General features: G+C 40.8%; 2 protein-coding genes. One reads left to right on the top strand and one right to left on the bottom strand.

Annotation, left to right across the window (positions count from 1 at the left end; translation table 11 throughout):
- The first annotated feature begins 473 nt into the window (after positions 1 to 473).
- Positions 474 to 1,688, top strand: a complete 1,215-nt coding sequence (locus V7K42_RS17045) for a peptidase (RefSeq protein WP_334918058.1) — start codon at positions 474 to 476, stop codon at positions 1,686 to 1,688.
- A gap of 25 nt (positions 1,689 to 1,713) precedes the next feature.
- Here the strand turns inward: V7K42_RS17045 and V7K42_RS17050 are convergent, their stop codons facing one another.
- Positions 1,714 to 3,750, bottom strand: coding sequence for a serine/threonine-protein kinase (locus V7K42_RS17050; RefSeq protein ID WP_334918059.1), 2,037 nt, complete (start codon positions 3,748 to 3,750; stop codon positions 1,714 to 1,716).
- Positions 3,751 to 4,015: the final 265 nt, after the last annotated feature.

A 4,015-nucleotide genomic window follows, 5' to 3' on the forward strand; every position in this document is an offset into this window, starting at 1 on the left:
AAGTCATGCAGTATAATCTCTGTTGTTAGTCAATATCACCGAGATACTATACAAATCCCCAATCCCCTTACCTTATTAGGTATTGAACAACTTAAATGACTTGAGAAAAGTTGTAATTGAACGATGCCTTTTGAATAATTGATTGGCGTAAGTTCAAAGTATGAATTCCCGATTTCATAGTCTGGCAACATCTAGCTCAATTGAGCAAAAATATATCGGCTTCTTGGCAACAATCCGAAAAGCAGCAATTTCAGTTTTTAGCTCAGTGTATACTTCCAAAATTCATATTAACTCTAGACAGGTTAGTAAAAATCCAGTTACCATCTCAAAAAAATGGGGCAAAATGCCCTTGTTATAGGTAGATAAATTTCCACCACGATATATTAGTAGTCTAAATTGGAATATAAATTTTGAGATTTAAAATTTGTCTATCCAGTCAAGACCAAATTATCAGCAAAATTAGGAGCGTAATTATGCTACTAGAAACCAAAAACTATCGCCGCAAATTAAATCACATTTTGATTTGTTCCTTGAGTAGTAGTTTGTTGATTGCAAGTAATGTGCTGCCTATAAGTGCTTTAGCAAAACCTCAAAATCCTCAAGACTTTATAATTGCTAAATCACCAGATGAAAGACAACCAGAAGCAGTAGAGAAAGGAATTGAGCAACTTCCGGCTTCTCAAGCGTCAATATCTCCAAGAAAGAAGACATCGGTTGAGTCACCAATACAGGCTAATCGAACATCGTCTACTACAGAAAATTCTCAGCAAACTTCCAGCGCTTCAGATGATGATACCTCTAGACCATCTAGGCGTAGGGCTTCTAATTCAAATTCTGATCGTTCCAATAGTAATGCATCTAGATCGTCTGGAGATAGAGTTTCTAACTCAAATCCCAATCGTTCTAATACTGGCTCTGGGAGGGTTCGTAAGTCAGGGTCTAATATAGCTACAAGTGGAAGTTCACCAGTTTCTTCGCCCGTGACACCTACTTATAAGAAGATTAACTTTGTAGATGTCGCATTAGGTATTCTGAGTAGGAATGACTTTAAATCTGAAGGTAGATATTTTCATTTCTATGAGTTTGAAGGTAGAGAAAATCAATTAGTCCAAATTAGGCTGATTGGCAGTAATGATACACGGAGAACGAATAACTTGAGTTTAAATCCTTTGTTGTTTCTGCACGATCCTAATAACAATGTGATCGTCAAAAAAGGGACTTTGCAAAAAAGCGGTGATGGGGATGATGCTTTCATTTTTGCACGACTGCCGATGACCGGCACTTACAAGATTGCAGTTACTAGCCAAGATCCCGGAGAGATAGGTCGCTATAGTCTGGCTCTAAGGAATGACAGAGCTAGCTATACTTTAGATGAATCAGGTCAACTAAGTGCCAAAAGCTCAACCCTGAAACAAAATGGAGGCGCTTACAATGTTTCTAATTTCCAAGGGAAAAAAAATCAGCTTATAAGTATTCGTGTAGATAGTGTTGATGAAGAATTTTCTCCTTACGTAGCTTTGCTAAATTCTCAAGGAAAGACGATCGCTATAGATAGAGACAAAGACAAAAATGGAGTGTACAGCGCTTTAATTGACCGAGCTAGGTTGCCTGAAGATGATACTTACTATATAGTTGTTACTTCCAAAAATCCACAGGAAAACGGTAAATATAGATTGACTATCTTCTGATTATCCTCTACCAGAGGAGAGGTTTTCACTGAGACAACTGCCAAATCTTAATGGTGTTGTCCTCACTACCACTGACAAGGGTCTTGCTATCGGGACTGAAGGCTACGGATGTCACGGTGTTGGTGTGCGCCGCCAATGTAAGAATTTCCTCTCCCGTGGCTGAATTCCAGAGTTTGATGGTGCGATCGCGGCTACCACTAGCAATCATTTTACCATCGGCACTGAAGGCTACGGTTGTAACTGTGTTGGCGTGTCCCGCTAGCGTGCGAATTTCTTTTCCTGTAACTAGATCCCAAAGTTTGATGGTGCGATCGCGGCTAGCAGTGGCTAAAATTTTCCCATCTGGGCTAATAGCTACAGATGTTACTGTTTGATAATTTCCCTCTAGTGTGCGGATTGAGTAACCTTTTGTTAAATTCCAGATTTTGATCGTCTTGTCAAAACTGCCGCTAGCAAGAATCACACCATCAGGACTGATGGCTACCGATCGCACCCAGAATGTATGCCCTACCAGTGTCCGAATTTGCTCTCCTGTTGCCAAATCCCAGATTTTGATGGTGTTGTCATCACTACCACTCACCAGAGTCTCGCTATCAGCACTAATCGCTAGGGCATGAACTGAGTCAGAATGTCCCTCTAAAGTGCGAATTTGTTTTCGCGTTCTTAAATTCCAAATTTTGATCGTGCTGTCATCACTACCACTCACCAGAGTTTTGCCATCTGGGCTGATCGCTACGGCATTTACCTGTTGAGAATAGGCGTTGAGTGAAGAGATTTCTTTTCCAGTGGCAAGATTCCAAAGTTTGATTGTGCCATCGCCCCCACTGCTGGCAATGGTTTTACCATCGGGGCTGATGGCGACAGATAAAACTGAGTTTTCATGTCCTTGGAGGGTATTAGCTAAGGAAACCTTTCCCAAAGTAATCTTTGGCGGTTGACCTAAAAGCGCTTCATTTTTGCCAGAATTATTATGCTGACTTAGCTTGGTAACTAAACTGATTTGAATCCGGCGAAAATATTTATACCAAGATTCTTGGAATCCGAACAACAGAATGAAAGCACTTACCAAGATTAAAATTCTCAGTAAGGGATAACTTTTTGGTAAATATGGGGCTTTCGTTGGTGGTATTTTCCCAGATGACTTACCGGCTGGTGGTAATGCGAGGAGTTGTTTTGGAGTCAAGTCTCTAAGAACTTCTTCGGCTGACTGGTAACGTTCATAGATATCTTTTTTCAAAAGCTTGTCGATGACAAAATCCAATTCAGGATTTAACGGACTCCGCAAATATTCTCGCCAATTACTCACCCAGGCGTACCCAGATTCCATCCACAACTGAAAGGGTGAATTTCCCGTTAGCAGATGAAAGCAGGTAGCCCCTAAACCGAACAAGTCACTGGCGGGAAAAGCTTTACCGTCTCTAATTTGTTCTAGGGGAGAATAACCGTGTGAACCAATGGATGTGCCAGATTTCTGCTGAACTTTTGCGGTGAATTGCTTTGAAGAACCAAAATCAATTAGACTTAATCGCCCATCACTTTTATGGCGGATAATATTTTCTGGCTTGATATCCCGATGAATGACTTTGCGATCGTGGATAAATTTTAGGATAGGCAATAAATCTAGCAAAATAGATTGAATTTCCCTAGCGTTATACGCCTTGCGCTGTTGCAACTCCTTTAACAAATTCTCGCCATTGACAAATTGCTGCACTAAATATAGACAGCCATCTTGCTCAAAGTAAGCTATCAAAGTCGGAATTTGGGGATGTTCCCCAAGGTCTTGTAGTCGCTGCGCTTCTTCAGCAAACAACTCCATCGCCTTTTTTTGCGACCAAGTTCCTTGAAACTTAGGAGCTAATTGCTTGATAACACATCGTTCGTTGAGTTTATCGACATCTTCTGATAGATAGGTTCTGCCAAATCCCCCCTCATCTGAAAGGACTCGGATGACACGGAAGCGATTTCTTAAAAGTGACACCAACGGGGTGTTACAACTTTGGCAAAACTTCTTTCCATTGGGATTCAGGGGATTTGGGCAATCGGGATTTAAGCAGCAGATCATTCTCTGACAGGCGCGACTGCATGACAACTTAGGCTAAGTTTGCCCCGAACTGTCCCTTAAGAAAATTGACTCTCGCTTACTTGTGGTAGAAAACCCTGTTCTGGGGATTGGGGAATTACTTATATAGTTAGCGTTTGTAAATAGTAGTTAGTCTTCCCGATCTGTGGAAAACTACGAGAGCCATAAAATTAATTATTCTTCCGATTATATAATAATCTGAATAGAAATATTTTGTTGAACTGCTAGCCCTAGTAATGTTGCTTGT

The sequence above is a fragment of the Nostoc sp. genome, from assembly GCF_036917455.1.
GTDB lineage: Bacteria > Cyanobacteriota > Cyanobacteriia > Cyanobacteriales > Nostocaceae > Nostoc.